The sequence below is a fragment of the Pseudomonas vanderleydeniana genome (assembly GCF_014268755.2).
Taxonomy (GTDB): domain Bacteria; phylum Pseudomonadota; class Gammaproteobacteria; order Pseudomonadales; family Pseudomonadaceae; genus Aquipseudomonas; species Aquipseudomonas vanderleydeniana.
The window spans coordinates 4,814,654-4,836,903 of the sequence record NZ_CP077093.1 but is presented as its reverse complement, the minus strand read 5'-3'; the positions used below and the strand labels follow the sequence as shown (position 1 = coordinate 4,836,903).

Below are 22,250 nucleotides of genomic sequence, written 5' to 3'. Positions count from 1 at the left end.
ATGGAAAGCATCGACTTGCTGGTCCTGCGCACCGCGCGTGACTGGCTGGCCGCCGGCGAGCGCGTGCTGCTCGCCACCGTGGCGCGAACCTGGGGTTCGTCGCCACGCCCGGTAGGCTCGATGATGGCGCTGCGCAACGACGGTCGCGTGGTGGGCAGTGTGTCCGGTGGCTGCATCGAGGACGACCTGATCCACCGCTACACCACGGCCCACGGCGGCACTGGCCTGGGCGAGGAACTGGTCGAGGTGGTGCGCTATGGCATCACTGCGGATGAGGCCCATCGTTTTGGCCTGCCCTGTGGCGGCACGCTCGAACTGATCCTCGAGTTCAGGCCGAGCCAACAGGCGCTGGACGAGCTGCTGGTGCAGCTCGATGCCGGTCGGCTGGTGCGCCGTTGCCTCACGCTGGACTCCAACGCGGTGACGCTGGCCGCCACCGCGACACCGGAAGCGTTCAGTTTCGACGGCCAGCGGATGCTCAATACCCTCGGTCCCGGCTATCGACTGCTGATGATCGGCGCCGGCGCGCTGGCCGAGTACCTGGCGACCATGGCGCTGTTCAACGGCTTCAAGGTCTCGGTCTGCGACCCGCGCCCGGAGTACATCGAGACCTGGGCGGTGGCGGGGGTGGAACGCATCGTCGGCATGCCGGACGACGTCGTGCGGGATTTTTCCGTGGACCTGCGCACCTGCATCGTCGCGCTCAGCCATGATCCCAAGCTCGACGACCTGGCGTTGCTTGAAGCGCTGCACAGCCCGGCTTTCTACATCGGTGCCATCGGTTCGCGGCGCAACAGCCAGGCGCGGCGCGAGCGCCTGATCGAGCATTTCGGCGAGACCGAAAGCTCCCTGGCGCGCCTGCACGGGCCGATTGGCCTGTACATCGGCAGCAAGACACCGGCGGAGATCGCGGTGAGCGTGATGGCGGAGATTCTTGCGGCCAAGAATGGCATCGAGCTGCCCGACACGGTCACTGTTGCGCGGGCCAAGCAGGCGGTTGAGCGATTGTCGGTCGTGCAGTCTTCCGCATAGGCTTTCGATGGAGCGGTCAGCGCAGGCGCAACTGCTCCAGCACCACCCGGAACGCCGCCGTCTGCTGGCGGCTCGGGTAGTACAGGTGGTAGCCGGGAAACGGCTCCGACCAGTCCGCCAGCACTTCGACCAGGCTGCCGTTGTCCAGGTAGGGCTGGGCCTGTAGGTCTGTCACCTGGGCCAGGCCGACACCGGTCCGGCAGGCGTCGAGGATCTGCACGGCGCTGTTGAGGATCAGCGGCCCCTTGACCCGTACGCGAAACTCGTTGCCCGCACTGGAGAACTCCCACGGGTAGAGACCGCCGTGGGTCGGCAGGCGCAGGTTGATGCAGCGATGCCCGGTCAGCTCCTCGGGCCGCTGCGGGGTGCCCTGCCGGGCGAGGTAGGCGGGTGCGGCGACCGTCACCATGCGCATCGGCGGGCCGATGGGCACGGCGACCCTGTCGCTGTCGATGATGTCGCCCAACCGTACGCCGGCATCGAAGCGCTCGGCGACGATGTCGGTCAGCCCGTAGTCGGTGACCAGTTCGATTGTCAGCTCCGGGTATTCCTCCAGCAACGGCAGCAGCCTGGGCCACAGCACCAGCTGGATGGCGATTTCATCGGCGGTGATGCGCACCGTGCCGGACGGCCGTTGGCGCAAGTCGGCAATGCGGCCCAGGTGCGTCTCGATCTGGTCGAGCAGCGGGGCGATATCGCGCAGCAACTGCTCGCCGGCTTCGGTGCGGGTCACGCTGCGTGTCGAGCGGGTCAGCAGGCGCACGCCCAGACGTGTTTCCAGGCCACGAATGGTCTGGCTGACCGCCGAGGGCGAGACGCCCAGCCGGGCCGCCGCGCGAGTGAAGTTGCCCTCGCGCGCCACGGCAATGAACACGCTCAGGTCATCCAGGCCATTGATCGACATTGTTAAGCTCTGCTTCATACCGAATTCAGTATTTTGCCTCTACAGCAATCAATCAGCCAGCTTTACAGTGGTTTATCCCTTACTGATCAGGAGCACGGCAATGACTGACACCGATGTGGCCAAGACCGACATGCAAGTCCAACGGGCCGGATCGAGCGCGGCCATCGCGGGACCGGCGGACTGGTTCACCGGACGGGTCCGCATCGACCGGATCTTCACCGCACCGGCGCCGGCGCGCATCGGCATCGCGGTGGTCAACTTCGAGCCCGGCGCCCGGACTCACTGGCACAGCCATCCCCTGGGCCAGGCGTTGCTGGTCACCGATGGCGTGGGCTGGACCCAGTGCGAGGGCGGGGCCAGGACCGAAATCCGTCCGGGCGACCTGATCTGGTGCAACTGCGGCCGTCGTCACTGGCACGGCGCGGCCCCGACCACGGCGATGCAGCATGTGGCGGTCAACGAACTGCTCGATGGCAAGGCCGTCGACTGGCAGGAACCGGTCAGCGACGAGGTGTACCTGGGCGGGCCGCTAGAAACGGCTTGAAGCCTTTGGCAGAGACTGGAGGGAGACCGTGACCGATGAAGCACGCAACGGACCGTGGACGAAACAGGGCCGGCCTGGCCCTCGGCGCCATCACCCTGGCGCTGGGCCTGGGCGAACCTTCACAGACGGCAATGGCCGAGGAGAAACCTTCGATGCGTGGCGCTGAAACAGCCTCCGTAACCTACCCATCACTCAATGCCCGGCAGCAGGCGATCATCCCGATCGCCGCATTCGCCGCCGTCGGCGACCTCGCACGCTTGAACCCGGCGTTGCACCAGGGCCTGGATGCCGGCCTGAGCATGAGCGATGTCCGGGAAATCCTGGTGCAGCTGTATGCCTATGCCGGGTTTCCGCGCAGCCTCAATGCCCTCGGCGAGTTGATGAAGGTGCAGGAGGCTCGCCGGCAGCAGGGCATCCACGACCTGCCCGGTCGCGAGCCGCAGCGGCCCATTCCCCAGGGCGATGCCTTGCTGGCGGCGGGCACCGCCAACCAGACACGGTTGTCAGGTGCGCCGGTGCAGGGCCCGCTGTTCGACTTCGCGCCGGTGGCCAACCAGTACCTGCGTACCCACCTGTTCGGCGACATCTTCGAGCGTGACAACCTCGACTGGCAGAGCCGTGAACTGGCGACGGTGGGCATGCTCTCGGCCCTGGAAGGCGTTGCCCCGCAGTTGCAGGCGCATATGCGCATCAGCCTGAACACCGGGTTGAGTGTCGAGCAGTTGCGTCAGTTGATTGAGGTTCTGGCTGAACGCGTGAACGCCGAGGCCGGTGAGCGCGCCGATGACGCATTGGCGAAGATGAGCCCGAAGCCGGGACGGGCCCCGTCCTGAGGCGGCTGCCTATCAGCGCCTCACACACGGATGGAAAAAGGATCATCCAACAAAAAAGCCGCCCGGAGGGGCGGCTTCCTGCCAACCGGCGCGACTACAGCCAGGCCTTGATCCGGGCGCTGACCGCGTCGGTGGAGATGCCGTAGCGATCATGCAGCGTCGGCAAGGCCCCAGCATCGAGGAAGGCATCCGGCAGGGCGATCTGCCGGAAGGTCGGCGTCACGCCGTTGCGCAGCAGCAGGCCGGCCACGGCTTCGCCCAGGCCACCTATGATCGAGTGGTTCTCTGCGGTTACCACCAGCCGCCCCGGCTTGCGGGCTTCGGCAAGAATGGTTTGCTCGTCGAGTGGTTTGATGGTCGGCACGTGCAATACGGCCACATCGACCCCATCGGCTTGCAGCTGTTGCGCCGCTTCCAGCGAGCGCATGGTCATCAGCCCGGTGGAAATGATCAGCACGTCGTTGCCGGTGCGCAGGGTCTTGGCCTTGCCGATTTCGAACCGGTAGCCGTATTCGTCGAGTACTAGCGGCACATTGCCGCGCAATAGGCGCATGTACACCGGGCCCTGGTGGGCGGCGATGGCCGGCACCGCCTGTTCGATCTCCAGCGCGTCGCAGGGGTCGATGATCATCAGGTTCGGCATGGCCCGGAAAATCGCCAGGTCGTCGGTCGCCTGGTGGCTCGGCCCGTAGCCGGTGGTTAGGCCCGGCAAGCCACAGACGATCTTGACGTTGAGGTTCTCCTCGGCGATCGCCATGCAGATGAAGTCATAGGCCCGGCGCGAGGCGAACACCGCATAGGTGGTCGCGAATGGCACGCAGCCCTCGCGAGCCATGCCGGCGGCGGCGCTCATCAGCAACTGTTCGGCCATGCCCATCTGGTAGAAGCGCTCCGGGTGGGCCTTGGCGAAAATGTGCAGGTCGGTGTACTTGGACAGGTCCGCCGACAGGCCGACGATCTCCGGACGCTGCTCGGCCAGGGCCGCCAGGGCGTGACCGAATGGCGCCGGGCGAGTGGCCTGGCCTTCGGCGGCGATGGAGGCGATCATGGCCGAGGTGGTCAGGCGTTTCTTGCCGGTTTGAGGGGTGTTTGCGGTGCTCATGCGGTTCTCCCGACCTGAAGGTTTTGCAGGGCCAGATCCCATTCGTTTTCGTCGACGCGGATGAAGTGGGTTTTCTCTCGGGATTCGAGGAAGTCCACGCCCTTGCCCATGCGGGTGTCGCAGATGATCACCCGGGGTTGCGCGCCCTCATGGTTGCGCGCGGCGTCGAAGGCGGCGACCAGCGCCTCGATATCGTTGCCGTCGACCCGCTGGGTGAACCAGCCGAAGGCCTGCCAGCGGTCGACGATCGGTTCGAACGCCAGCACTTCGCTGGAGTGTCCGTCGGCCTGCTGGTTGTTGACGTCGATGATCGCGATCAGGTTGTCGAGCTTCCAGTGCGAGGCCGACATCGCCGCTTCCCAGGTCGAGCCTTCGTTCAGTTCGCCATCGGAGAGCAGGTTGTAGACGAATGCCTCGGACGGCTTGCGCTTGAGCCCCAGGCAGGCGCCGACCGCGATGCCCAGGCCGTGGCCGAGGGAACCGCCGGTGATTTCCATGCCTGGCGTGTAGGCCGCCATGCCCGACATCGGCAGGCGACTGTCGTCTGCGCCGTAGGTTTCCAGCTCGTCCAGCGGAATTACCTCGGCCTCGATCAGGGCCGCGTAGAGGGCGATGGCGTAATGACCGATCGACAGATAGAAACGGTCGCGCTGTTCCCACTCCGGATCGTTCGGCCGGTAGCGCAGGGCGTGGAAGTAGGACACGGCCAGCAGGTCGGCGGCGCCGAGCGCCTGGCCGACATAACCCTGGCCCTGGACCTGACCCATGCGCAGGGCATGGCGCCGAATGTTGTAGGCGCGTTCGGCAAGCGAGGACGCCGCGTTAGAGGATGAATACACACTCATGGTGATGACTCCGGGGACTTAACGGTTGACCTGGGCGGCCGGGATGCGCAGGACCAGCGTGGCGCCGAACAGCAGCACGGCGGTGATCAGGTACATGCCAATGGCGCTGGAGCCGGTCGAGGTGGTGACCCAGCCAATCAGGTAGGGCGAGCAGAAGCCGGCGAGGTTGGCGAAGCTGTTGATGCCCGCGATACCGGCGGCCGCCGAGACACCACCCAGCAGCGTGGTGGGCAGCATCCAGAACAGCGAGGAGGCCGACAGCACGCCGGCTGCGGCTAGGCACAGGCTGAGCACCGAGAGCAGCAGGTTGCCGCCCAGTAGGGCCGCCAGGGTCAGCCCGGCGGCGCCGGCGATCATCGGCAGCACCAGGTGCCAGCGGCGCTCCTGATGCTTGTCGCCGCTGCGTCCCACCAGCAGCATCGCGACGATGGCGCACAGGTACGGCAGGCTAGTCAGCAGGCCGATGTGCAGCGGGTCGGATACTCCAGCGTTTCGCACCAGCGTCGGCAGCCAGAAGGTAATCGCGTACTGGCCCATGACCACGCAGAAGTAGATGCCCGCCAGCAGCCACAGGCGAGGATCACGAAGGAACTCGCGGGTCGAGGCGTGGGTGATCTTGCGGCTGTTGTCCTCAGCCAGCTCGCGGTTGACCAGGGCTTTTTCCTCGTCGGTAAGCCAGGTCGCCTGGTGTACGCCATCCTTGAGGTACATCAGCACCAGCAGGCCGACAATCACGGTGGGCACCGCTTCGATGACGAACATCCATTGCCATCCGGCCCAGCCGTGCACGCCGGCGAAGTGGTTCATGATCCAGCCCGACAGCGGGCCACCGATCATGCCCGAGAGGGGAATGGCGACGAACCACAGCACGGTCATCCGGGCGCGACGGTAGGACGGAAACCAGTAGGTCAGGTACAGCAGCAGGCCGGGCGCCAGGCCGGCTTCGGCGACGCCCAGGAGAAAGCGCAGGGTGTAGAACTGCCAGGCGGTTTCGACGAAGGCAAACAAGGCAGAGATGAGGCCCCAGGTGATCATGATCCGGGCGATCCAGCGGCGGGCGCCGACACGGTGCAGGATCAGGTTGCTGGGCACTTCGCAGAGAAAATAGCCGAGGAAGAAGATGCCTGCACCGAGGCCGTAGACCGTTTCGCTCAGGGCCAAGTCGTTCATCATCTGCAGCTTGGCGAAACCGACGTTGACCCGGTCGAGGTAGGCGCACAGGTAGCAGAGCATGAGAAACGGCATGAGCCGCCAGGCGGTCTTGCGATAGGCATTGGAGCGGACGGACACGCCCACTTCCAGGGAGAGGGTACTCATGATGGTCTGATCTCTTGTTGTTATGGGCAGCGCAGGGCTGCTCTCGATTCAGAACAACGCCAGCCCGCAGGCTGGCGTGAGGCTCATCAGTGAATGAGCATGCCGCCGTTCACATCCAGCGTAATACCGGTCAGATAGGACGACAGGTCGCTGACCAGGAAGAGGGCGGCATTGGCCACGTCCCCGGCTTCGCCGAGGCGGCCTAGCGGAATGCCTTCGATGATCGCGTGGCGACGTTCGTCCTGCATCAGGCCGCCGGTGATGTCGGTGTGGATCAGCCCCGGAGCGATCGAGTTGACCCGCACGTTGTGTGGCCCCAGCTCGCGCGCCATGGCCTTGGCCAGGCCCAGTACGCCGGCTTTCGCGGCGCTGTAGTGGGGGCCGCCGAAGATGCCGCCGCCACGCTGCGCCGAGACCGAGGACATGCAGACGATGCTGCCGAAACCCTGTTCGCGCATCAGCGGGATGACCGCTTGGGACATCAGCAAGGTGCCGCGCAGGCTGACATCGAGGACCTTGTCGTAGTCGCCGTGCTTGATGTCCATGATTTTCAGCGGCTGGGTGATGCCGGCGTTGTTGACCAGGCCATCGATGCGGCCGTAGTGCTCGATGACCCGGCCCACGGCCTTGTGCACCTGGACTTCGTCGGCCACGTTGGCGGCCAGGCCGAGATGGTCTTCGCCCAGCTCCGCAGCGGCTTGGCGGGCGGCGGCTTCGTCCAGGTCGAGGATGACGACACGGGCGCCGTGAGCGGCGAAGGTGCTGGCGGTGGCACGGCCGATACCGCGGGCAGAGGCGGCACCGGTGATGATGATGACTTTGTCTTGCAGCAGCATGAGGAAGACCCCTGATTGTTTTTATGGCGTCGATCGTAGGGGATCGATGGGCGCAGCTTGGTCTTCGGTCGAGGCGTGAGCAATAACGCAAAAATCATTAAGTGCTGAAAAAAATTCAGCCCTCGTCAGGTGTGCGACTTAGTGGTTGAATGAAAAACCTCATGAACCAAGCGGACTGATTGGTATGCGCTCACTGGACGATACCGCGCCCACCCTGCCACCCCTGAAGGCGATTCAGGCCTTCGAGCAAGCCGCGCGCTTCGGCAACGTCGCCCGTGCGGCCGAGGTGCTGGACCTGACGCCGTCGGCGGTCAGCCATCAACTGGCCAAGCTGGAGGCCATGATCGGCCGCCAGTTGTTCGTTCGCGGCGCGCGCGGCGTGAGCCTGACGCCGGTCGGCGAGCAGTACCTGAAGGAAGTCTCCGGGCTGCTGCACAGCTTGGCCGTGGCGACCGAGCGCGCCAGCAGCGACGTCAGCCTGGATTGCCTGCGCCTGCATTCCTCGCCGAGTTTCGGCCTGCTGTGGCTGATGCCACGGCTGGAGGCGTTTCGCGATGAGCACCCGGACATCCAGATCAACCTGTCGTGCTCCTACGAGTCCCTGCATTTCAGCCGCGACAAGATCGACGTGGACATTCGCCATGGCGAACCCAACTGGCCCAGCTACGAAGTGCGCACCGTGCGCAACGAGACCTTCGAAGTGCTGGCGGCACCGAAACTGCTGGCGCGCCACCCGGTGAGCCGTGCCATGGATCTGCTGGACCGCGAATTGATCCTCTCCGAGGCCACCTTGCTCCGATGGCCGGCCTGGTTCGCGCAGCACGGGCTCGCCCGCCCGGAGAAACCCTACGCGTTGAGTTTCGACCGCTCCTACATGACCCTGGAGGCGGCCAGCCACGGTTTGGGGTTCGCCCTGGAAAGCGCCTTGTTGGCGCGCAAGTACCTGGACTCCGGCGAGCTGGTGAAGGTGTCGCCCGAATCCCTCAGCGCGCCGGTGGCGGCACATCACCTGGTGTTCCCGAAAGCCCACTCGAGCTTTTCCCGGGTCCGTCGGTTCCTGGTGTGGATGGAGAAAGAGCTGGGGCACGGGTTCGATTTCTGATGTGGACGAGCGGTCGCCGGATGCGTTCAGGCCTCCTCGCGTCGCAGCGAGGCCGGAGACACCCCCAGGGTCCGCACGAACACCTCGCGCAGATGTCGGCGGTCCCGGAAGCCGTTTTCGCGGGCAATGACCTCCAGCGGGTGTCGGCCTCGCTCGATCATGTGGCGGGCCGACTCCACCCGCAGTTGCTCCACGGCCTTGGCTGGCGACAGGCCGGTTTCCGCCTGGAAGATACGCGCGAACTGCCGCGGGCTGAGGTGGACGGTCGTGGCCAGGGCCTCGACGGTCAGGTCTGCGGCCAGGTTGGCACGGGCAAATTCCAAGGCGGCTTGCACGCGGTCGGACTTGGGCGCCAGCGACAGCATGCGTGAGTGTTGCGATTGGCCACCGCTGCGGCGGTGGTACATGACCAGCACCCGCGCCACCTGGGTCGCCAGGTCGGAACCCAGGTCGTTTTCGACGATACCCAGTGCCAGGTCCATGGCCGCAGTCAGCCCCGCGGAGGTCCAGATGCCCTTGTCCTCGATGAAGATCCTGTCGACTTCCACCTGCGCGGCGGGGTAACGCTGGCGCAGCGTATCGGCATAGGCCCAGTGCGTGGTGACCCGCCGGCCATCGAGAAGCCCGGCTTCGGCCAGCACGAACGACCCCGTGCACAGCCCCACGGTCCGCCGGCAGCGGCTGGAGGCTTCGCGCACAAAGTGCAGTTGCGCTTCGCTGGACTCATGCGTCAGGGGGTTGACCACCCCGGACACCATCCACGTATCGGCCGCCTGCTGGTCCGCGCGTTCGGTCTCCACCACCGCACCCACCGAGGAACGCACCTGGCCACCGTCGATCGAGTAGTTGGTCAGCTGGTAGACCTGTTCCTTGGCCACCACGTTGGCGAACTCGAAAACGGTCTGGGTGCCCAGTGCCATGACCTGGAAACCTTCGCTCAGCAGATAGCCTATTCGGTGCATGTCTAAAAACGCCTGATGTCTGGAATCACGACCCTATATGTCATTTGTTTTCGGGTCAACGAACGGCACGATGAGGGCCTACGAATCAGGAGACAGACGTCATGAAGGACTCGTCGTGCAGCCTCGACGCGAACACGCAATTCATCGAAAGCGCCGGGCGCCGGTTGGCCTATCGCACCCTCGGCGAGGGCCGGCCCCTGGTATTGATGGTGCGCTATCGCGGCACCCTGGATGACTGGGACCCGCTGTTTCTCGACAGCCTGGTCAACCTCGGTTTCCAGGTGACCGTGTTCGACTACAGCGGCCTGGGGCAATCGACCGGCGAGCCCAGCTACAACCCGGCGGCGCTGGCCAAGGATGCGATCGACCTGATCCAGGCACTGGGCCTGGGCCCGGTGATACTCGGTGGCTGGTCGTTGGGCGGCATTGCCACGCAGGTGGTGCTGGCCCAGGCGCCACAGCTGGTCAGCCATGCCGTACTGCTGGCGACAACGCCACCGGGGCAGTTGGTGAAGCCGGGTGAGGCGTTGTTCTATGAACTGGCCCGCCGCGAAAACGACTTCGAGGATTTTGTCAGCCTGTTCTTCGAGCCCACCTCGGAACCGAGCCGCCGCAGCGCCGAGCTGGCGTGGAGCCGTCTGGCCGAACGCAGCCAGGAGCGCAGCCCGCAGGTGCCGGTCGCGTGGGCGGCGCAGCAACTGGGCGAAGGGCCGAAGAATCCGGTGTTCCCGGTGGAGGCGGTACTGAACGTGCTCAAGTCCACCCACATCCCGCTGCTGCACCTGGGCGCCGATCACGACATCGTCTTCCCGGTGGAGAACTGGTACGCGCTCAGCGCCCAACTGCCCACGCTGCAACTGGTGACCTTCCCCAGCGCCGGCCACGGCCCGCACATGCAGCATCCTCTGGCTGCCGCCCGGCATATCGCGGCCTTTATCGGCGATTGATTGCGTTTCGACCTTCAACCAAAAACAGGTGATACATGACTGAACAGACGACCTATCAGGCCGTGGTGGCGACCGCGCCTGGGCAACTGGAACTGGTACGCCGCCCTGTGCCGCAGCCGGGTCCCGGACAGGTCCGCATTCGTGTCGAGGCGTGCGGGGTCTGTCATTCCGACAGTGCGACCGTCGAGGGTTTCGCTCCAGGTGTGACGTACCCACGCGTGCCGGGGCATGAAGTGGTGGGACGGATCGAGGCGCTAGGCGAGGGCGTTGCCTCGTTCGAGCTTGGCCAGCGGGTGGGGGTAGGCTTCCTGGCGGGCGAGGATGGCAGTTGTCCCTCTTGCCGTGGAGGCGACCTGGTCAACTGCCACAACCCGGTGATCTCCGGCATCACCGTCGATGGCGGTTACGCCGAGGTCATGCTGGCCGAGGCGCGCGGCCTGGTGCGTATTCCGGACCAACTCGCCGCCGTGGACGCGGCGCCGCTGTTGTGTGCGGGGCTGACCACCTACAACGCCTTGCGCAAGTCCACCGCTCGCGCCGGTGACCTGGTGGCGATCCAGGGGTTGGGTGGCCTGGGTCATCTGGGCGTGCAGTTCGCCCGGCACATGGGCTTCAGGACCGTGGTGATCGCCCGGGGCGCGGAAAAGGCAACGCTGGCCAGGGAGCTGGGCGCTCACCACTACATCGATGCCAGGGGCGAGGATGTCGGTCAGGCCTTGCAGGCACTGGGAGGCGCCAAGGTGGTTCTGGGCACCGCGCCGAGCGGACAGGGCATGGCGCAGACCGTGCCGGGGCTGGCGGCACGCGGCCAACTGGTCGTCGTCGCGGTGCCGGGCGATGCGCTGACTATCAGTGCAACGGACCTGATCTTCGGTTCCCGCTCGGTCGTCGGCGCGCTCACCGGCACGGTGGTGGACAACGAGCAGACGCTGGCTTTTGCCCAGCAGCAACAGATCCGACCGATGATCGAAACCTTCCCGCTGACCGAGGCCCGCCAGGCCTACGACCGAATGATGGCCGCCGACGTGCGTTTTCGCGCGGTGCTGGTCATGAACAGCGAACCGACTGCAGGAGCACATCCATGAAAGCCATCGTCTACGATCAGGCCGGGTTGCCGCTCGACGACCCGCGCGCACTGTATGAAATCGAACTGGAGAAGCCGGTGCCAGGGCCACGGGACCTGCTGGTGAGGATCCAGGCGATTGCCGTCAACCCGGTGGACAGCAAGCTGCGTCTCGGCGTGCCGCCCGCCGCACCACGCATTCTCGGTTGGGACGCGGTGGGCGTGGTGGAAAGCGTGGGGGCCGAAGTCACCGGGTTCGTGCCGGGTGATGCGGTCTGGTATGCGGGGGACATCACCCGCCCAGGTTGCTACGCCGACTATGGGCTGGTCGACGAGCGTATCGCCGCGCGGCGTCCGCAATCGATCAGCGCGACCGAGGCGGCGGCTCTGCCATTGACCGCGATCACGGCCTGGGAACTGCTCTTCGACCGCCTTAGGGTGGCCGAAGGGGGCGGGTTGGGGCAATCCTTGCTCGTCATCGGTGCTGGCGGTGGTGTCGGCTCGATTCTCGTGCAGTTGGCGCGTCGTCTGACCCGGCTCACCGTCATCGGCACGGCATCGCGCCCACAGACCCGCGACTGGGTCAGCGAACTCGGTGCGCATCATGTGATCGACCATGGCCAGCCGTTGCAGGCGCAGTTGGCCGAGCTGGGCGTGCCCCAGGTCGACTACGTGATCAGCCTGACCCACACCGAGCACTACTACCCGCAGCTGGTCGAAGTGCTCAAGCCCCAGGGCAAGCTGGCGCTGATCGATGATCCGGCTTCGCTGGACGTGGTGCCGCTCAAGCGCAAATCGATTTCGCTGCACTGGGAGTTCATGTTCACCCGCTCCATGTACCGCACCGAAGACCAGGCCCTGCAACAGGCGCTGCTGACGCGGGTGGCGCTGCTGGTGGACGACGGCATCCTGCGCACGACGGTGGGGGAACACTTCGGTGCCTTGAACGCCGACAACCTGCGCCGCGCCCATGCGTTGATCGAGAGCGGGCGGGCCCAGGGCAAGATCGTGCTGGAGGTGAATCCGGGCTGAAGGTGAGGCTTGAGCGGGCCGTAGCGTTGCGGCCCGTCGTCGTTCTGCCGGCAGCGCAGTGCGTTGTCGGCAGACTCTGGAAGGAAGGGATTTCGGCCTCAGTGCCCGCCTTTCATCCGGCGCGCCACCAGATAGACGCCCAGGCCGATCAGCGCCGTGGCGGCACCGATGTAGCCGGTGCTGGTCCAGCCCAGGCCGGCGGTGATCGCCATGCCGCCCAGCCACGGGCCCAGCGCGTTGGCCAGGTTGAAGGCGGCGTGGTTCGACGCGGCGGCCAGGCTCGGCGCCTCATGGGCGATGTCCATCAGGCGGATCTGCAACGGCGCGGCCAGGGCGACCATGGTCCCGACCAGACCGATCGCGACCAGGATCGACCACAGCGAACTGGCGGCGAAGGTGAAGAACAGCAGCACCGCGATCGACCATCCCAGAATCAGCCCCACCGCGCGGAACTGCAGGCGATCGAACAGCTTGCCGCCGACGATATTGCCAATGATCCCGCCGACGCCGAAGGCCGCCAGGCCAAACGGAATCCACTGCGGCGAGACCTTGGTCACTTCCAGCATGGTCGGGGCCAGGTAGCTGAACACGCAGAACATCCCGGCAAAGCCGATGGACGCGATCGACAGCGCCATCCACACCTGCGGCAGGCGGAAGGCCTGCAGCTCCTTGCGCGGATCGCTGCGCGCCTCATCGTGCCGCTGCGGCACGAAGCGCCAGACCATCGCGATGGTGCACAGCGCAATCGCCCCCACCAGCACGAACGCCGAGCGCCAGCCGAAGAACTGCCCGAGGAAGGTCGCCACCGGGTTACCCAGCAGCATCGCCAGCGTCAGCCCCATCATCACCCGCGCCACGGCGCCGGCGCGCTGGTTGCTTGCCACCATGCTCGAGGCCACGACCGCGGCGATGCCGAAGTAGGCGCCATGGGGCAGGCCGCTGATGAAGCGGAAGGCCACCAGGCTGCTGAACGAGGGCGCGAACGCGGTCGCCAGGTTGCCCAGCGCATACAGTGCCATCAGCAGGAGCAGCATGTGCTTGCGCAGCAGCTTGGCGCCGAGGATCGCCAGCGTCGGCGCGCCGACCATCACGCCCAGGGCATAGGCGCTGATCGCATGGCCGACCTGGGGCTCGGTCAATTGCAGGTTGTGGGCGATGTCCGGCATCAGCCCCATGATGGCGAATTCGCCGGTGCCGATGGCGAAGCTCCCCAACGCCATGGCGGCCTCCATCTTGGCGACCGTGCTCTTTGAATAGGTGGGCGGTGGTGCTTCGTGAACAGACATCGGGATCCTTACTGAAATACGCTGAAACGTTAAAGGTCCGATCTTAGACAATGGGGGGCGGGGGCGTCGAGGATTGATGTCGGTCAATGAAAGGTGGTTTTTGCTTGGGTAAGGCAGGCGGGGTAGGGGAGGTGATGGGGCTTGTAGCAAAACCCACGCCCTCCGATCGTTCCCACGCTCCGCGTGGGAATGTCTCCCAGGACGCTCAGCGTCTACTTTTGTGACGCAGAGCGTCGCAGGCAACTATTGCACTGAGAGCTTGGGAACGATCAGCAAGCGATAGCGCCTTGCTTGACGGTGCACACCTACCGGCGAGTCGGCTTCGTTGGTTGTATTCCTGGGCTGACTGAAATCTCTCGACTCAAATATACCTTGCCGGTTGCATTGCCGTTTCTGGTGGTGCGGCACCTTTTTTCGTCGCTGCCAATTCAGCGGCCGCGCTTGGAAACTCGATTGGGTATGGGAGAAATCAGACCTCATTTGATAGGGATGTTTATTCATGCACGCTTTCAGTACACACACCAATCCCGCTTTTCTTGATTCGCTACCACTTTCTTCTGCCACGATGCCAAATGCCTTTTGGATCTATTCCCGGGTTATATTATTTTAATTCTGTCTTTTTCTCATTATTCCTGCTGAATTTTAAAAAGTGATGATTTGACATGGCCTAAGGAAGGACTAAAATTATTCCGCAACTCACGCGAATCCTGACGGCTAGTAGTAGCACCTCTCAATTTAGTGGTTTGAAGCGTCTTAGGCGTAAAGATAAGCATCCCTATCGGTTTATTCGGTGGAGCGCTATCATGAGCCAAACACTTATAATTGAAGATTACATTGCACAAACCCAAAAATATCGTGAGCAGTATTTTTCGGTGTATTCGACTGTAAAACCCACTTTGGGTGATTTTCTGGCAATGCCCTATGAACAGCAGATTCTTGCTATCAGTGAAAAACTCGAACAATCTCCTCCCAGCGATGAACTGGTGTCCGACTATTTGGCTTGGGTTCCTCGAGAACAGTTTATCATTGATAACTATAACGCAAAAAGCACGCCCTTCTCCGGTAGCTGGTGGCCGGGCGGTGGCATTCTCCAGTTTGATACGTACACGGTTGCGAGTATTGGCGAAAGCGTGAAAATAATCACGGTGGCCGTGAAAGAGGCTCTCATCAATGGCAGTCAAAGAATTTGTGGCTACATAGAGAGTGTGGATGACCAGAAAAGATGGGGTTATCTTGTAAATTGTGTCGATTACGATGATGCTGGGCAGTCGGTCTCGAACTTTTTGAAGAGTGCCGTTGCAACCATATCGGATTATCAGGTCTACTACGATGGCAAAATAAATGGCACGGCAATTTCTCAAGACTTGTCCGGTGTCTCTTTCCTGAGGCAGGGCACCTGTCGTGCTGTGCTGGTGCGTACGGCTGATTATGTAAATCCGAAGGCTTACAATATTTCGGGTTATCAGCATAACTTCAGTATTAGAGATGGCGCTGATTTCGATATGTCCCATCAGTATTAATGGGGACGGGTTGAACTTTGGCTTTCCTGAATGAGACCTGAGTGTTCAAGGTGCTCTCATGTTGGGTGAGAGCACCTGATGGAAATAGTGTTTTCCAATCGTTCAAGCGTCTCGATCATCATCGGCGTTGCCCTACAGGTACCTGGATTCGGACTCAAGGTAGCGGGCCACGGCGCGCTTCGGGCGAGATTGGCGGTCTCGATCCGTCGCTTGCGCCAAGCGATCGGGTTTCTCCACCCCCTCATCCTCCACGCGCAGTGACCGCACAGGCGGGGCGCTCGCCCGTTCGCTGATGGTGATGATGGGTCTTCATTAAATCTTCTTTTGAGAATATAGTATATGAAGTCATCTCAATAAGAGAATTGAAGTGGACCTAACCTCCCTCGAAATCTTCCAGGCCGTGGCCGCCGAATTGAGCGTGACCCGCGCGGCGGCCGTGCTGGGGCGTGCGCAGTCCAACGTCACCACGCGCATCCAGGCGCTGGAGCAGCAGTTGGGCGTCGATCTGTTCGTCCGCGAAGGCCGGCGCCTGTCGCTGACCGACCAGGGCAAGCTGTTTCTGGATTACAGCCAGCGCCTGCTGGCCTTGGCGGAGGAGGCCGTGCAGGTGCTGCATCCCGGTCAGCCGCAGGGCACCTTGCGCATCGGCAGCATGGAGAGCACGGCGGCGGCGCGTTTGCCGGGGGTGATGATCGGCTTTCAGCAGCGCTGGCCGGGTGTCCGCCTGGCGGTCAGGACCGGGACGACACAGGCGCTCCTGGACCTGCTGGGTGATGGCCTGGTCGACTGCGCCTTCGTCGCGCTGACGGTGGAGGAGGGCAGCACCGTCGAGGAGGAACTGGCCCAGCACGGTCTGGCTGGCGTTGCGGTCTTCGAGGAACAGCTTGTCGCCGTGCTGCCGGCGGGGTATGCCGAGGCGGGTACGCCGCTGACGTTGGCGGCCTTCGCAACCGGCTGCACCTATCGTCGCCTTGGTCAGCAGTGGCTGGCCGAGCAGCGCGATGTGGCGGTGTCCCTCACCCATGAGGTCGCTTCCTACCATGCCATGTTCGCCTGTGTGGTCGCCGGGCAGAGCCTGTGCATTGCGCCCACCAGCCTGTTGGCGTTGCAGCCGGCGTCGCAGGCGATTACCACCCGACCGATCGCCACGGTGGCGACCTGGCTGGTGTACCGAAAAGCCGGCCGGACGGCCGCCGTCGATGCTTTCACGGATCTCGCCCTGGCTTCTCAGAGGTAGGTGACGCCATGCTCGCTTCTCGCTTGGAAACGGCTTCTTCGTCGGATCGCACGGTCACTTCTGCCCTGGCCGCCGCTGCGGTGATCGCGGTGGGGATGGGCTTTGGGCGGTTCGCCTTCACCGGGGTCTATCCGGTCATGGTGCAGGAAGGGGTGCTGTCGGTCAGCAACGGTACGCTGGTCGCTTCGGCCAACTACCTGGGCTATCTGGTCGGGGCCTTGCTGGCGGCCCGGCTGCAGGCGCCGAGTGCCCGGCGCTGGGGGCTGGTCTCGGTGGCCGCGACGGTGGTGTCGCTGGCCTTGCTGAACGTGGTGTCCAATCCCTGGGCAATTATCCTGGTTCGCGGTGCCTCCGGGGTCTTCAGCGCCTTGTCGATGATCGCCGCTTCGCTCTGGCTGCTTCAGCATCGCGATCACCCGGAAGGTGCGCCGATCCTGTATGCCGGCGTGGGCGCCGGCATTGCCCTGTCGGCCGAGCTGTTGGCCGTCGGCGAGCGCTATGGGCTTGACGCCTACCAACTCTGGGGTCTGCTGGCGGTGGCCTGTCTGATCCTGGGCGGGGTCGGCGCGCTCCTGCTCGACAAGCGGCCAGTCGAGGTACGGCCTGGGGCGGCCACGGCGTTTCGGCCCGCCCCCCTGCCGCTGGGCGCCTGGAGCCTGGTCGCGCTCTACGGCCTGGCGGGGTTCGGCTATATCGTCACGGCGACTTACCTGCCGCTGCTGGTGAAGGATGCGCTGGGCTCAATCAACCCGGTTCACCTGTGGGCTGTCTTCGGGATCGGGGCGGCGCCGTCCTGTTATCTCTGGCACCTGGCCCATCTGCGGCTGGGCACGCGCAGGGCCTTGCGCGGCAACCTGGTGTTGCAGGGCATCGGCGTGCTGCTTCCTGCCATCAGCCAGACCCCCGTGGCCTACATCGCCAGTGCGCTGGTGGTCGGGGCGACCTTCATGGGCACGGTGACCATTGCGCTGCCGGCGGCCAAGCGGGTCTCGGCGGCCTTTCGGATGAACATCATGGCGGTGATGACCGCCGCGCATGGCATCGGCCAGATCCTCGGGCCGCTGGTCGCCGGTTTCCTGTATGCACGAACCCACTCGTTTGCCCCGTCGCTGTGGGTCGCGACGGTGGCGCTGTGGTGGGCGGCGCTGCTGACCCTTGGTCCCGTCACGCGCGAGTGAGCCGCATCACGCAGATCGACTGCGTATCAAGAAGGGGACGGCTCCGAGGGGCTGTCCCGAGTGTCCACCCAGGCTGAGGAAGTTGAAGCCATGCCGCTGTTGAAAATCGATGTGATCAAGGGCCGTACCGACGAGGAGATCAGCGTGCTCCTGGATACGGTGCACCGTGCCATGGTCGAGGCCTTCGCCGTGCCGGAGCGGGATCGTTACCAGATCCTCAACGAGCACGCGCCGAGCCGGATGATCGTCCAGGACACCGGGCTGGGCTTTGAGCGAACCGACAAGGTCGTGGTGATCACCGCGATCAGCCGGCCGCGTTCGGTGGAGATGAAGGAGAAGTTCTACGCGCTGCTGGTGGAGGGGCTGGGGCGCGAGTGCGGTATCGAGCCTCGGGATGTGATGGTCTCGATGGTCATCAACGGTGATGAGGACTGGAGCTTCGGTTTCGGCCGGGCCCAGTTCCTGACGGGCGAGCTGTAGGCCGCCGTCTGCTTGCGGCCGTGTCGGGCAGGGCGCCCGGCCACCGGCCTTGCCACTTTTTGCTACGTCGTTCAGGTGCTGCCATGTCAAACGCTCTGCTGTCCTTGCTCAATGTGCAACTTCCGATCATCCAGGCGCCGATGGCGGGTGTCGCCACGCCGCAGTTGGCCGCTGCGGTGTCCAACGCCGGGGGGCTGGGTTCCCTGGGGATCGGCGCCTCCAACGTCGACCAGGCACGGCAGATGATCCGTGACACGGCGGCGCTGACGAGCCTGCCGTTCAACGTCAATGTGTTCTGCCACCAGCCGGCGCTGCCGGATCCGGCTCGGGACCAGGCTTGGCTGGAACTGTTGGGCCCGGTGTTTGCCGAGTTTGGCGCCGAGCCACCAGCGGTGTTGCGCGAGATCTATCGCTCGTTCCTGGACGATGCGCCGATGCTGCAGATGCTGCTGGAGGAGAAGCCGGCGGTGGTCAGCTTTCATTTCGGGTTGCCGCCTCAGTCCACCCTCGCGGCCTTGAAGGACATCGGCGCCAAGCTGCTCTGCTCGGTGACGAGCTTGGCCGAAGCGCGGATGGCCGAGCAGGCGGGCGTCGATGCGCTGGTGGCGCAGGGGTATGAGGCGGGCGGTCATCGCGGGATATTCGATCCTCGCGAGGATACGAAGATGGGCACCGTGGCGCTGACGAGGTTGTTGGTGTCCCGCTGCGCGTTGCCGGTCATCGCGGCTGGCGGGATCATGGACGGTGCCGGTATCCGTGCCGCCCTGACCCTGGGGGCGTCGGCGGCCCAGTTGGGGACGGCCTTCATCCTCTGTCCGGAGTCGTCGGCCAATGCGGCTTATCGGGCGGCCTTGAAAGGGCCGGCGGCTGAACGTACCGAGGTCACCTGTGCGATTTCCGGGCGTCCGGCCCGTGGGCTGGTCAATCGCAACTTCGCGCTGCGGGAGGGCAGGGACGTGGCGATAGCCGCCTATCCCTATGCCTATGACGCGAACAAGCAGTTGAACGCGGCCGCGACGGCGAAAGGCTGCCATGACTTCGCGGCGCAATGGGCGGGGCAGGCGGCACCGCTGGCCCGGGAGCTTCCCGCTGCGGCGCTGGTGGCGTTGCTGGCGGCCGAGCTGGAGTAAAAGTGGCTTGAGCCTGGAGAGGGGCGCCTAGTGAGGTGCCTCTTGTCGTCGGGCAGGCGCCCTACATGGCGGCGATTGAAAGCCTGTCGTTCATGACGCACCTGATTCCCGAGCCGTCCTGATCCCACAGGCTGGAGAAACCGCGCCCTTCCCTGGTGCCTTTGCACCGGGGAGAGCACTCAGGTGCGTTAGAATGACGCACTCGGGACTAGCTCTTGATTGAGTTGTACGATAACGTACCTCGATGCCGAGCCAATAAATCCCCAATAAGTGCTACCGGAGCGTGTGTTTGTGAAAGTCCGCAGTATCGAGATCATCCGCCTGAGTATTCCCTTCACGGCCGGGACCACCGAGCGCCAGTCGCAGGGCCAGGCCAAGGATGATGATGCCTTCAATGCCGCCTCTCCCCGTCATCGCCGCATGGAGTGCCTGGCGATCAAGGTCACGACCGACGATGGCCGGGTAGGCTGGGGCGAGGCCTTCGGCCACGGCTCGAACCCTGCCACCTTCAAGGCGCTGACCGATGTCGTCGCGCCGCAGTTCATCGGCAGTGCGGTGGCCGACCATCGGGCCCAGATGGAAAAGGCCCGTCGTGCTCTGCATGGCTTCGGCAGCACCGGACCGATCTTCTACGCGCTCTCGGGTATCGACATCGCCCTGTGGGACCTGGCCGCCCAGGCGGCGGGCAAGCCGCTTTACGACTACCTCGGCGGCACGCCCCGGGAGCTGGAGCTGTACGCCAGCCTGGTCAGCTACGGTGGCGATCCCGATGAGGTGTACCGCCAGGTTCGCCGTGCCCGCGACCTGGGCTTTCGCAAGATCAAGCTGCACGAGACCACCTACGAGTCGATTGCGGCCGCCCGCGAGGCGCTGCCGGCTGCCGAGGGCGAGTTGATGGTCGACGTCAACTGCCCGTGGACGGTGGAGGAGGCCGGGGCGATGGCCGCCCGCCTGCACGACCTGGACCTGACCTGGCTGGAAGAGCCGGTGTGGCCGCCGGATGACGCCCATGGCCTGGCGACCGTACGCGCCAGGGGCGTGCCGCTGTCGGCGGGCGAGAACGCTGCCGGCGTCAACGGTGTGCGGGCCTTGCTCGACCAGCAGGCGATCGACGTGGTGCAGCCGAGTGTCGCCAAGATCGGCGGCATCAGCGCCATGCTCGAGGTGTTCGAGTTGGCCCGGCAGTACGGCGTGAAGGCTGTACCGCATTGTTTCTACTTCGGGCCCGGTCTGTTGGCGGTGGCCCACCTGTGCACGCTGCTGCCCGAGGACGTGGCGGTGGAAGTGCCCTTCATCGAGTTCGAACGCCTGTTGTTCCCTGCCTTGGCGTTCCAACCGCGCATGCGCCTGGGCTGCGCCGCGGGCCTGGGCTTTAACCCCGACCTCGAGGTCCTGGAGCACTACTGCATCGATAGGGCTGTCATCGACTGAGCCACCGCATCACCCGTTCGAATAACTATAAAAGGCACTACAACAATGATGGGCAATTACCGCTGGAAGATCGCCGGGCTGCTGTTTTTCGCCGGCATCCTCAACTACCTGGACCGCGCCGCACTGTCGGTGGTCGCACCGCTGCTCAAGACCGAGCTGCACATCGATGACGCGCAGATGGGCTTCATCTTCAGCAGCTTCTTCATCGGCTACTGCGCCTTCTGCTTCATTGGCGGCTGGGCGGCGGACAAGTTCGGGCCCAAGCGTGTCTTCGCGCTGGCCGCCGGGACCTGGTCGGCGTTCTGCGGGGCGACCGCGCTGATCACCGGCTACTTCCAGTTGCTGGTGTTCCGGGTGCTGTTCGGCATGGGCGAGGGGCCGATGGGCACCACCACCAACAAGGCGATTTCCAACTGGTTCCCGCGGGAAGAGGCGGGACGGGCACTGGGCCTGACCAACTGCGGCCAGCCACTGGGCGCGGCGCTGGCCGGTCCGATCGTCGGGATCGTGGCGCTGAACTTCGGCTGGCGCATCTCGTTCGTGGTGATTGCCCTGCTGGGCATGGTCTGGCTGGCGGCCTGGCTGGTGTTCTTCAAGGACACGCCGGACCAGCATCCCAAGGTCTCGGCGGCTGAGCGCGAGCTGATCCGCAGCAGCCGCGCCACCTCCGCCGTCGAAGGCGTGCAGGAAGAGCGCAGCCTGGTTTCGTGCATCTTCTCGGCACCGGTACTGGCCGTGGCCACCGCGTTCTTCTGCTTCAACTATGTCCTGTACTTCTTCCTGACCTGGCTGCCCAGCTACCTGATGGACTTCCAGCACCTGGACATCAAGAGCATGAGCATTGTCAGCGTCATTCCCTGGCTGGGCGCGGCGGTGGGCTTCCTCGGTGGTGGTGCGCTGACTGACGTGCTGAGCAAGAAACTCGGCAGCGTCATCCGGGCGCGCAAGATCATGCTGGTGGTGGGCCTGGGTGTGGCGGCGGCCTGCGTGCTGCTGACGACTCGGGTGACGTCGCTGCACATGGCGGTGGCCTGCATCACCGTGTCGAGCGTGTTTCTGTTCGTCACGCCGCAGATCTGCTGGGCGCTGATCCAGGACATCGTGCCGAGCAATCGCGTCGGTGGCACCGGTGGCTTCGTGCACCTGCTGGCGAACATTGCGGGCATCATCGCGCCGTCGTTGACCGGGTTGCTGGTGCAGTACGGTGGCGGCTACAGCGGCGCCTTTGGTGTCGCGGCGCTGGTGTGTGCGGTCGGCGGGCTGGTGGTGGTCGTGGCCGTGAAAGGCCGTGACGCCGGGGTCAGGCAACTGGCGGCGCAGCATTGATTTGAATACGCCTGGGCGGCCGCAGAGTCGCCTGGGGCAAGCATGCGTGGGTCGGGCAGCGATCACTGTTCGGCCTGGCGTATCCGGTGGGGCGTCACAAGCGCCTTGTCGGCCTCCCACGATAGAATGACTGGCTTATTGCA

The 22,250-nt window shown here is 64.5% G+C and carries 21 protein-coding genes; 14 read left to right on the top strand and 7 right to left on the bottom strand.

What is annotated here, in order from left to right:
• A complete protein-coding gene (locus HU752_RS21715) occupies positions 1–1,032 on the top strand; it encodes an XdhC family protein (RefSeq protein WP_186675459.1) in 1,032 nt (343 codons plus the stop codon).
• A 16-nt stretch (positions 1,033–1,048) separates the two neighbouring features.
• Here HU752_RS21715 and HU752_RS21710 read toward each other — a convergent pair whose 3' ends face one another.
• Entirely contained in the window at positions 1,049–1,936 is an 888-nt protein-coding gene (locus HU752_RS21710) for a LysR family transcriptional regulator (protein ID WP_186676074.1), read from the bottom strand.
• Positions 1,937–2,036: 100 nt separating this feature from the next.
• On the opposite strand from HU752_RS21710, the gene HU752_RS21705 reads away from it, so the two are divergent.
• Complete coding sequence (locus HU752_RS21705; protein ID WP_186675461.1) at positions 2,037–2,480, top strand: (R)-mandelonitrile lyase; 444 nt, start codon at positions 2,037–2,039, stop codon at positions 2,478–2,480.
• 35 nt (positions 2,481–2,515) lie between these two features.
• Entirely contained in the window at positions 2,516–3,313 is a 798-nt protein-coding gene (locus tag HU752_RS21700) for a carboxymuconolactone decarboxylase family protein (protein WP_202894666.1), read from the top strand.
• A 94-nt stretch (positions 3,314–3,407) separates the two neighbouring features.
• Here the strand turns inward: HU752_RS21700 and HU752_RS21695 are convergent, their stop codons facing one another.
• From HU752_RS21695 to HU752_RS21680, 4 genes are all read right to left on the bottom strand, one after another.
• Entirely contained in the window at positions 3,408–4,415 is a 1,008-nt protein-coding gene (locus tag HU752_RS21695; protein WP_186675463.1) for a transketolase family protein, read from the bottom strand.
• On the bottom strand, positions 4,412–5,260 hold the full coding sequence (locus HU752_RS21690; protein ID WP_186675465.1) for a transketolase: 849 nt from the start codon (positions 5,258–5,260) through the stop codon (positions 4,412–4,414). The genes HU752_RS21695 and HU752_RS21690 overlap by 4 nt, the downstream gene beginning before the upstream one ends.
• Positions 5,261–5,278: 18 nt before the next feature.
• Positions 5,279–6,577, bottom strand: a complete 1,299-nt coding sequence (locus HU752_RS21685) for an MFS transporter (RefSeq protein ID WP_186675467.1) — start codon at positions 6,575–6,577, stop codon at positions 5,279–5,281.
• A gap of 86 nt (positions 6,578–6,663) precedes the next feature.
• Complete coding sequence (locus tag HU752_RS21680; RefSeq protein WP_186675469.1) at positions 6,664–7,413, bottom strand: SDR family NAD(P)-dependent oxidoreductase; 750 nt, start codon at positions 7,411–7,413, stop codon at positions 6,664–6,666.
• 184 nt (positions 7,414–7,597) lie between these two features.
• Here HU752_RS21680 and HU752_RS21675 point away from each other — a divergent pair, with 184 nt between their 5' ends.
• Positions 7,598–8,515 (top strand): LysR substrate-binding domain-containing protein, encoded by a 918-nt coding sequence (locus HU752_RS21675; RefSeq protein WP_186675471.1) that lies wholly within the window; start codon positions 7,598–7,600, stop codon positions 8,513–8,515.
• Between the two features lie 26 nt (positions 8,516–8,541).
• Here the strand turns inward: HU752_RS21675 and HU752_RS21670 are convergent, their stop codons facing one another.
• Entirely contained in the window at positions 8,542–9,477 is a 936-nt protein-coding gene (locus tag HU752_RS21670; RefSeq protein WP_186675473.1) for a GlxA family transcriptional regulator, read from the bottom strand.
• Positions 9,478–9,578: 101 nt separating this feature from the next.
• Between HU752_RS21670 and HU752_RS21665 the strand changes: the two genes are divergently transcribed.
• From HU752_RS21665 to HU752_RS21655, 3 genes are read left to right on the top strand one after another with little or no spacing between them, the layout of a single operon-like run.
• Positions 9,579–10,424, top strand: coding sequence for an alpha/beta fold hydrolase (locus tag HU752_RS21665; RefSeq protein ID WP_186675476.1), 846 nt, complete (start codon positions 9,579–9,581; stop codon positions 10,422–10,424).
• Between the two features lie 35 nt (positions 10,425–10,459).
• Positions 10,460–11,509 (top strand): alcohol dehydrogenase catalytic domain-containing protein, encoded by a 1,050-nt coding sequence (locus HU752_RS21660; RefSeq protein ID WP_186675478.1) that lies wholly within the window; start codon positions 10,460–10,462, stop codon positions 11,507–11,509.
• Positions 11,506–12,519, top strand: coding sequence for a zinc-binding alcohol dehydrogenase family protein (locus HU752_RS21655; protein WP_186675481.1), 1,014 nt, complete (start codon positions 11,506–11,508; stop codon positions 12,517–12,519). The genes HU752_RS21660 and HU752_RS21655 overlap by 4 nt, the downstream gene beginning before the upstream one ends.
• A 98-nt stretch (positions 12,520–12,617) precedes the next feature.
• Here the strand turns inward: HU752_RS21655 and HU752_RS21650 are convergent, their stop codons facing one another.
• Positions 12,618–13,805: an MFS transporter gene (locus tag HU752_RS21650; RefSeq protein ID WP_186675483.1), complete on the bottom strand. Its 1,188-nt coding sequence runs from the start codon at positions 13,803–13,805 to the stop codon at positions 12,618–12,620.
• An 803-nt stretch (positions 13,806–14,608) separates the two neighbouring features.
• On the opposite strand from HU752_RS21650, the gene HU752_RS21645 reads away from it, so the two are divergent.
• The 7 genes from HU752_RS21645 (at position 14,609) to HU752_RS21615 (ending at position 22,107) form a co-directional block, all read left to right on the top strand.
• The gene (locus HU752_RS21645) at positions 14,609–15,325 is read left to right on the top strand and encodes a hypothetical protein (protein WP_186675485.1); all 717 of its coding nucleotides are present in this window, start codon (positions 14,609–14,611) and stop codon (positions 15,323–15,325) included.
• 367 nt (positions 15,326–15,692) lie between these two features.
• Complete coding sequence (locus tag HU752_RS21640) at positions 15,693–16,562, top strand: LysR family transcriptional regulator (RefSeq protein ID WP_186675487.1); 870 nt, start codon at positions 15,693–15,695, stop codon at positions 16,560–16,562.
• A gap of 8 nt (positions 16,563–16,570) precedes the next feature.
• Complete coding sequence (locus HU752_RS21635) at positions 16,571–17,740, top strand: YbfB/YjiJ family MFS transporter (RefSeq protein ID WP_186675489.1); 1,170 nt, start codon at positions 16,571–16,573, stop codon at positions 17,738–17,740.
• A 90-nt stretch (positions 17,741–17,830) separates the two neighbouring features.
• A complete protein-coding gene (locus HU752_RS21630; protein ID WP_186675490.1) occupies positions 17,831–18,220 on the top strand; it encodes a tautomerase family protein in 390 nt (129 codons plus the stop codon).
• A gap of 83 nt (positions 18,221–18,303) precedes the next feature.
• Complete coding sequence (locus HU752_RS21625; protein WP_186675491.1) at positions 18,304–19,350, top strand: NAD(P)H-dependent flavin oxidoreductase; 1,047 nt, start codon at positions 18,304–18,306, stop codon at positions 19,348–19,350.
• A gap of 291 nt (positions 19,351–19,641) precedes the next feature.
• On the top strand, positions 19,642–20,781 hold the full coding sequence (locus HU752_RS21620; RefSeq protein ID WP_186675492.1) for a mandelate racemase/muconate lactonizing enzyme family protein: 1,140 nt from the start codon (positions 19,642–19,644) through the stop codon (positions 20,779–20,781).
• 45 nt (positions 20,782–20,826) lie between these two features.
• On the top strand, positions 20,827–22,107 hold the full coding sequence (locus HU752_RS21615; protein ID WP_186675493.1) for an MFS transporter: 1,281 nt from the start codon (positions 20,827–20,829) through the stop codon (positions 22,105–22,107).
• Positions 22,108–22,250 lie beyond the last annotated feature (143 nt).

Excerpts from the sequence above, each read along its gene's own strand:
- HU752_RS21715 (WP_186675459.1), top strand. The coding sequence starts at position 1 with ATGGAAAGCATCGACTTGCTGGTCCTGCGCACCGCGCGTGACTGGCTG.
- HU752_RS21710 (WP_186676074.1), bottom strand. The coding sequence starts at position 1,936 with ATGTCGATCAATGGCCTGGATGACCTGAGCGTGTTCATTGCCGTGGCG.
- HU752_RS21705 (WP_186675461.1), top strand. The coding sequence starts at position 2,037 with ATGACTGACACCGATGTGGCCAAGACCGACATGCAAGTCCAACGGGCC.
- HU752_RS21700 (WP_202894666.1), top strand. The coding sequence starts at position 2,516 with ATGAAGCACGCAACGGACCGTGGACGAAACAGGGCCGGCCTGGCCCTC.
- HU752_RS21695 (WP_186675463.1), bottom strand. The coding sequence starts at position 4,415 with ATGAGCACCGCAAACACCCCTCAAACCGGCAAGAAACGCCTGACCACC.
- HU752_RS21690 (WP_186675465.1), bottom strand. The coding sequence starts at position 5,260 with ATGAGTGTGTATTCATCCTCTAACGCGGCGTCCTCGCTTGCCGAACGC.
- HU752_RS21685 (WP_186675467.1), bottom strand. The coding sequence starts at position 6,577 with ATGAGTACCCTCTCCCTGGAAGTGGGCGTGTCCGTCCGCTCCAATGCC.
- HU752_RS21680 (WP_186675469.1), bottom strand. The coding sequence starts at position 7,413 with ATGCTGCTGCAAGACAAAGTCATCATCATCACCGGTGCCGCCTCTGCC.
- HU752_RS21675 (WP_186675471.1), top strand. The coding sequence starts at position 7,598 with ATGCGCTCACTGGACGATACCGCGCCCACCCTGCCACCCCTGAAGGCG.
- HU752_RS21670 (WP_186675473.1), bottom strand. The coding sequence starts at position 9,477 with ATGCACCGAATAGGCTATCTGCTGAGCGAAGGTTTCCAGGTCATGGCA.
- HU752_RS21665 (WP_186675476.1), top strand. The coding sequence starts at position 9,579 with ATGAAGGACTCGTCGTGCAGCCTCGACGCGAACACGCAATTCATCGAA.
- HU752_RS21660 (WP_186675478.1), top strand. The coding sequence starts at position 10,460 with ATGACTGAACAGACGACCTATCAGGCCGTGGTGGCGACCGCGCCTGGG.
- HU752_RS21655 (WP_186675481.1), top strand. The coding sequence starts at position 11,506 with ATGAAAGCCATCGTCTACGATCAGGCCGGGTTGCCGCTCGACGACCCG.
- HU752_RS21650 (WP_186675483.1), bottom strand. The coding sequence starts at position 13,805 with ATGTCTGTTCACGAAGCACCACCGCCCACCTATTCAAAGAGCACGGTC.
- HU752_RS21645 (WP_186675485.1), top strand. The coding sequence starts at position 14,609 with ATGAGCCAAACACTTATAATTGAAGATTACATTGCACAAACCCAAAAA.
- HU752_RS21635 (WP_186675489.1), top strand. The coding sequence starts at position 16,571 with ATGCTCGCTTCTCGCTTGGAAACGGCTTCTTCGTCGGATCGCACGGTC.
- HU752_RS21630 (WP_186675490.1), top strand. The coding sequence starts at position 17,831 with ATGCCGCTGTTGAAAATCGATGTGATCAAGGGCCGTACCGACGAGGAG.
- HU752_RS21625 (WP_186675491.1), top strand. The coding sequence starts at position 18,304 with ATGTCAAACGCTCTGCTGTCCTTGCTCAATGTGCAACTTCCGATCATC.
- HU752_RS21615 (WP_186675493.1), top strand. The coding sequence starts at position 20,827 with ATGATGGGCAATTACCGCTGGAAGATCGCCGGGCTGCTGTTTTTCGCC.